This window comes from Peptidiphaga sp., from assembly GCF_057238965.1.
Window position 1 is genome coordinate 1 of sequence record NZ_DBHHEV010000117.1, and the last position, 6,231, is coordinate 6,231.

Here is a 6,231-nt window from a genome sequence, read left to right on the forward strand (position 1 = left end):
TCGGGTACGAACGCCCGGAGAAGCTGCGAGAACATCCCGGGGGCAGGATCGGCCTCATCGTGCCGGAACTGACGAATCCGATCTTCCCGATCTTCGCGCAGAACATCGAGACCACGCTGTCGTCGCGCGGCTACACGCCCCTGCTGTGCACACAGACGGCAGGGGGCATCACCGAGGACTCCTACGTCGAACTGCTCATAGAGCAGCACGTCGCGGGGATCGTCTTCATCTCCGGCCTGCACGCCGATTCAATGGCCTCCGTCGGCCGGTACGGACGTTTGACGCAGATCGGCCTGCCGTTCGTCACGGTCAACGGCCCCAACCCGGAAATCGCGACGGCGGATTTCTCCACCGACGCCGTCGACGCCGTGGCGCAGTGCGTGCGCCACCTCGTCTCGCTCGGCCACACCGCGATCGGCCTGGCAATGGGGCCGGAGCGTTTCATCCCCTCCCAATTGAAGGTCAAGGGCTTCGCGAGCGCCATGAAGGCCCTCGCGCCGGGCGCGCAGGCCCCGGTCGTCCACACCCTCTACACGGTCGAAGGCGGCCAGAGCGCCGCCCGAACGCTTCTTGCCGACGGCTGCACGGCCATCGTCTGCGGCAGCGACATCATGGCGCTCGGGGCGATCCGCCAATGCGCCTCCCAGGGGCTCTCGGTGCCGGAGGACGTCTCCGTCGTCGGCTTCGACGACTCCCCTCTCATGGCTTTCTCCGCCCCTCCCCTGACCACCATCCGCCAACCCGTGAGGGCCATTTGCGAGGGCGCCGTCTCCTCCCTCATGGCCCTTGTCTCCAGCAGCGAGACGCCGACGTCGATGGAGTTCCACGGCGAGCTCATCGTCCGCGAATCGACTGCGCCCTGCAGGATGTGACAACCATGCTTCTCCACAACCCCACGGCGCCGGGCCTATGGTGGCGAGACGCCGTCATCTACCAGATCTACCCGCGCTCTTTCGCCTCTTCGGGCGGGCCGATCGGCGACATCCCCGGGGCGATCTCCCGGCTGGACCATCTGGCGCGCCTCGGCGTCGACGCCGTCTGGCTCAGCCCCTTCTACCGAAGTCCGCAGCGCGACGCCGGATACGACGTCGAGGACTACAGGGACATCGACCCCGTCTTCGGCACGATGGACGACGTCAACGCCCTCATCGCACGCGCGCATTCGCTCGGGCTGCGCATAATCTTCGACATCGTGCCCAACCACACGAGCGACCGCCACGTCTGGTTCAGGCAGGCCCTCGAGGCCGGACCGGGCTCGCCCGAGCGCGAGCGCTACTGGTTCCGGCCGGCCCCCAACGACTGGCGCTCGGTCTTCGGCGGAGGGGCGTGGACGCGGGTGTGCGACCGGGAGGACGCGCCCGGGTCGCCGTGGGAAAGCGACGCCTCCTGGTACCTCCACCTCTTCGACTCCTCCCAGCCCGACCTCAACTGGTCCAATCCCGAGGTTCAGGCCGAATTTCGCGACATTCTCAGGTTTTGGCTGAGGCGCGGCGTCGACGGCTTTCGCGTCGACGTCGCCCACGGGCTCGTCAAGGACCCCGCCCTTCCGAATTGGGAGCACACAGCGGCGATGGTCGAGGGAGAAGTGAAGCCGGAGAAGGACGAGGCCGCGCCGATGTGGAACCTCGACGGCGTGCACGACATCTACAGGCAGTGGCGGAAGGTCCTCGACGAATTCGGCCCTGACCGGATGCTCGTGGCCGAAGCCTGGGTCTCCCCCGCCTCGGCGATTGCGAAATACGTTCGCTCCGACGAGATGAGCCAGTCCTTCAACTTCGAGTTCCTCGCCTCCGCGTGGACCGCCGACCGCATGAGAACCGTCATCGCCGATTCTCTGCGGGACATGGACGCCGTCGGCGCGACTGCCACGTGGGTGCTGTCCAACCACGACGTCATCCGAGCCACCGCCCGCTTGGGGCTTCCCGACGCCGGCAACTACCCGAAGGGAATCAAGGAGGGCGACCCGCTCCCCGACGTCGTCGGGCACAGACGCGCACTGGCCGCGCACGCGCTCATGTCGGCGCTGCCCGGCTCGGCCTACATTTGGCAGGGCGAGGAGCTCAACCTTCCCGAGCACATGGCCCTTCCGGACGAGCTGCGCGAGGACCCGGCCTACTTCCGCACGAAGGGCGAGGAGACCGGGCGCGACGGATGCAGGGTGCCTCTGCCGTGGGAGGCAGACTCGCCCGCCTTCGGTTTCTCCCCCGACGGAAAGTCCTGGCTGCCCCAGCCGGCCGAGTGGAAGGAGTACGCGGTGGACCGCGAATCGGCCGACCCGCGCTCGCCCCTCAACCTCTTTCGCCGGATGTACGCGCTGCGGCGCGAGCTGAGGCTCGGCTGCGGCGGGCTCGTCGACGTCACGGATGGCGTCGCCGCGGACAGCCGCGGCTTGGCCTTCCTCAACACACCTGCCTCGTCCCTCAACGCGCCCGATCCGGCAGAGGGCAGGGGGTCCGCCCAAGAGGAGCGGCGCAACGACCCGGGCGAGCGCGGCCTCAAAGGGCACGGCGGCCTCGAAAGGCGCGCCGGCGTTGAAGAGGGACGCAGCCGGGTTTCAGGCGAAGCCGACGAAGCCTCAAAGAAGGCTCGCGGCGATGTCCTCGTCATCACGGCGTTCGACGAGCCGGTCCGAGTCCCCGAGGGATGGCGGCCGATTCTCTGCTCGACCGACGAGGCCCTCGACGGATCCGTCCCCGCCGACGCCACGGCGTGGTTTGAAAGAGCCTAGAAGAGAACGCTCGCCAGAGCCTTCCTCGCCTGCGAGACGAGGGGGTCGGAGGCGCCGACCGCCTGGAAAAGGTCAAGCAGGCGTTCCCTGAGCCTTTCGCGCTCGTCGCCCGCCGTCGCCTGGACCGCCGCGATGAGGCGCGTGAAAGCCGCGTCCGGCCGGCCGTAGGCCACTTCGACGTCGGCGGCGGCGAGCTGGGCTTCGACGTCCCCCCGCGGCGCCTCGTTGGCCGATTCGATTGCGGCGAGAGGCTCGCTCACCTCGCCGACTCTGAGCATGAGACGCGCCTGGGCCAGGCCCCGCTTGATGTCGTCGTTGCCGGGCTCCTCCTTGAGGGCGAGCTCGAACTCTTCCTCCGCTTTGGCGAAATCGCGCGCCTCGAGGGCGGCAAGCCCCGCAGCGTGATGCGCGCTGAGAGCCGGTTCGGCAGGCGCCTGCGCGCCGTCGAGCCTTCCCGTGATGCCGTATTGCGCGGCAGCGGCGAGCAGCTGATCGATGAGCGGGCCCAACTCGGCCTCGGCGGGCGCCCCTTCGAACAGGGGAAGCGGCTGGCCCTGGAGCAGCGCCACCGCCGCGGGAACGCGGCTGACTCTGAACGCCTGGACGATTTCGGGCGCCGCGTCGACGTCGACCTTGGCCAGCTGGAAGCTTCCCGCGGACTTGACGGCGAGGCTTTCCAAGCGGGCGGCCAGCGCAGTCGATTCCTCCGAGCGCGGAGAGAAAAAGACGGCGACGACCGGCACACGGGCCGAAGTCTCCAGAATGCTTTGAAGGTTGGCTGCGGTCGCTTCCAGCGAAAAGGGGCCGGGAACCGCGTCCCCGCCCGCGGAAGCGGAGGCCGACCCTGCGGCCGCGAGATCGACGGCGCCGTACATGGACAATGGCTGAGTCATTCCTACCTCACTGAACTTGCGCGCCCAATATGACGTCGTCACTCGATCCGATCACGCTGATCGTCTTGTCTTTGGACTTCGCGGCGGGAACCTTGAACGCCACCAAACGCGTGTTGGATGTGGTCAGCGTCTTCCCGTCGAGTGTGACCTTCCCCCCTGCCTTGCCGCTTGCGATGCTTCCCGCCTTGTCGCCGACGGTCACCGTGTGCTGCGAGTCCGAGGAGATCGTGGTGAAGTAATTCAGCTGCGCGACGACGACGGCGCCGCCGTCGGACGTGCGCATGGCCACGGGCCCCTCGTTGCCGACGGCGAAGGTCATCGTCGACTTGCCCGCGCCGTTGACCGCGGCGGCGTTCTTGTCCGCAGTCTGCTTGAGCTCTTGGCGCAAGGCGTCCTGCGAGAAGGTCAGCCCCTGGGAGTCGCTGCCGGTCTTGTTGAGGTTGACGTATGCCTCGATTGTCTTCTTAGGGCTGGCGGCAAGGCCCTTGTCCGACTCGGCGGCGACTGTTTCGGCGCCCGTCTTTCCTCCCTCGACGGAAGGGAACTCCGCGCCGGGGAAAAGCCGCAGGCTGCCCCACAGCTTCCAGTTTTCGCGCGCCTTCCCCTGGGCGAAGACGTCCATCGTCGGGAGGTTGTTCCCCTTCAACGGGTCCATGACTGTCATCGCGAGCCGCGGGTAGCCCTTGGAGCTGGAGATCGCGACCCGGTTCTTCGTAACCTCGGTGGCCAGCTCGGGGAATTTGTAGGAGTCCCCGAGGAGCCGTTTCGTGTTGTACTGAGCCTGGCGGATGACCGTCATGGGGCCGGTCGTCGTCGCTCCGAGCTTGTCCGTGCTCTGATCCTTGTCGGTGGCGTTGACGGACTCGAGAACCCGCTTCGAGACCTTCATGAAGTTCTCGACCGACGTAGCCGGACGCGAGGCCGACTTCGCCGCCGTCGGCTTGGGCACGGGCGGCTCCGATTCTCCGCATCCCGCCAAGGCCCCCGCGGACAGAGCCGCTGTCAGGGCGAGGCCCATTCCTTTTTTAAGCATGTGCATCCTCCTCGTTGTCGTTGCCGCCGACGGGGCTTTCGGGGCCCTCCGAGTGGGCGAATCCCCATCGGCCGCGCCAGGCGGTCTTGGGCAGATCGGCTCCGCGGACGCCGAAGTCGGCCGCAACCGAGGCGTCCGCGGCACGCATGCCCGCGCCGCCGTTTTGAGCGCCGGGTCCGGAGACCGCCGGCGCGCCGGCTTCGGGCGTTCCTTCGACCCGGGGCGCTCCCCCGCCCTGTTGCCCGCCGGGGGCTTCGGGGATGACGATGCGGTCTTCGGCGGAAAGCTCCCTGCCCCGCAGTTCGTCGGCGCGAGGGCTGCCGGCGATGATTCCCGCGCCGAGGGTTCTCCCTGTGGCGTTCGCCTGTTCGTTTCGGGGAGTCTCATGCGGCTGTCCGGCAGGCGGCGTCGCGAAGCCGCCCTGGGCGACCGCCCCCAGGTCGATTTCCTGAGTGTCGCTCCCCAGGCCGGGAACGCTGGTGCGCGGAGGAATCGCCTGGCCGCTCATGATCTGGGCGATCTCAGGCGCCGCCGCGTCGGCCTGGGGCAAGCCCTGCGGCTGGGCGCCGCTCGCCTGTCCGCCGTTGGGCCGCGGCCCGTTTGGCGAAGCCGCCCCGTGCACAGGAGCCTCCCGCGGGGGCAAGCCTTCCGGCGCAGGACCGCTCGGCGCAGCGCCGGCGACCGCGGGGCCATCCGCCGTCGAACGGTCAGGCGCAGCGCGCCGCCTCGATTGTCTCACGTCGTGGGCGGCCAAAGCCTCGGTAGGCGTCGCATCGGCGTCGCCGCCGACTGCCGACGCGCCCGTCCTGGGGTCTGAAGCCCCGCCGCCGACGGCGGCAGACGCATTCTGCCTTGGCCCCCCGCCCACCGGGGCAATGGGCACGGTCGGCTTGCCGCTTTCGAGATCTTCGTTCCGCTGAGGGTCGGCGGTCTTGCCCAAAACGGTCGTCTCTGCATTTGCGCGGGCGGCTCGGCGAGCGAGCTTGCGTTCGCGAATGGCCTCCCGTTCGGCCTTTTGCAGACGATCCCGATGGTCGAGCGCCAGCAGGGCGGCCCCGATGAGAGCCATGAGCAGGCCGATGACGACGATCGGTATGTTGTTGAACGGCTCGAGGTTGCGGTCCCACGTGAGAGAGACCGTGGGAGCCTTGCCGTCCGAGCTCGTCGCGATGAGCGAAATCGAGCCGGCGCTGTTTTCGTCGATTCGATACTGCTCTTCGACCGCTCCCTTCTCGGTCTTCTTCTCGATCCACATGTCGGAATCCGCAAGGGTCGGCGCGCCCTTCGCATTGCCGCCTTTGGCCTTTTCCGTTTTCAGCGTCTTCCAGTTCGTCAGCCCGGTGATCTTGGTGGCGGGAAGCCCCTTCACCCAGCTTTCGACGTCGTCGGAGGCGCCGAAGGCGAGCGTCACATTGGCGTTCCCGGATCCCGTCACTTTGACCTTGACCGTTTCCGCGCCCAGCTCGAGCACCCCCGGCGCCGTGTAGACGTAGGGGGCCGACCCTCCCTCGGCCACGGCCGTCGCCGTGCTTTCGGTCTTGTCGACGTCCCCGATGATGATACCGACCACGGCCACT

At 68.2% G+C, this 6,231-nt stretch carries 4 protein-coding genes and 1 pseudogene; 2 read left to right on the forward strand and 3 right to left on the reverse strand.

Features of this window, described 5'->3' with window-relative positions; all coding sequences use genetic code 11:
* Both ACO48X_RS10455 and ACO48X_RS10460 read left to right on the forward strand, forming a co-directional pair.
* Positions 1–872: substrate-binding domain-containing protein (locus ACO48X_RS10455; RefSeq protein ID WP_485002027.1), on the forward strand; the 872-nt coding region annotated here is incomplete at its 5' end.
* A gap of 5 nt (positions 873–877) precedes the next feature.
* A complete protein-coding gene (locus ACO48X_RS10460) occupies positions 878–2,728 on the forward strand; it encodes a glycoside hydrolase family 13 protein (protein WP_485002030.1) in 1,851 nt (616 codons plus the stop codon).
* Here the strand turns inward: ACO48X_RS10460 and ACO48X_RS10465 are convergent.
* From ACO48X_RS10465 to ACO48X_RS10475, 3 genes and pseudogenes are all read right to left on the reverse strand, one after another.
* Positions 2,725–3,621, reverse strand: coding sequence for a tetratricopeptide repeat protein (locus ACO48X_RS10465; RefSeq protein WP_485002028.1), 897 nt, complete (start codon positions 3,619–3,621; stop codon positions 2,725–2,727). The genes ACO48X_RS10460 and ACO48X_RS10465 overlap by 4 nt on opposite strands.
* Before the next feature lie 7 nt (positions 3,622–3,628).
* Positions 3,629–4,654, reverse strand: a complete 1,026-nt coding sequence (locus tag ACO48X_RS10470) for a DUF8094 domain-containing protein (protein WP_485002029.1) — start codon at positions 4,652–4,654, stop codon at positions 3,629–3,631.
* A pseudogene (locus ACO48X_RS10475) lies at positions 4,647–6,231 on the reverse strand (hypothetical protein); the annotation flags it as partial. The gene ACO48X_RS10470 and the pseudogene ACO48X_RS10475, both read right to left, overlap by 8 nt.

Excerpts from the sequence above, each read along its gene's own strand:
- ACO48X_RS10460 (WP_485002030.1), top strand. The coding sequence starts at position 878 with ATGCTTCTCCACAACCCCACGGCGCCGGGCCTATGGTGGCGAGACGCC.
- ACO48X_RS10470 (WP_485002029.1), bottom strand. The coding sequence starts at position 4,654 with ATGCTTAAAAAAGGAATGGGCCTCGCCCTGACAGCGGCTCTGTCCGCG.
- ACO48X_RS10465 (WP_485002028.1), bottom strand. The coding sequence starts at position 3,621 with ATGACTCAGCCATTGTCCATGTACGGCGCCGTCGATCTCGCGGCCGCA.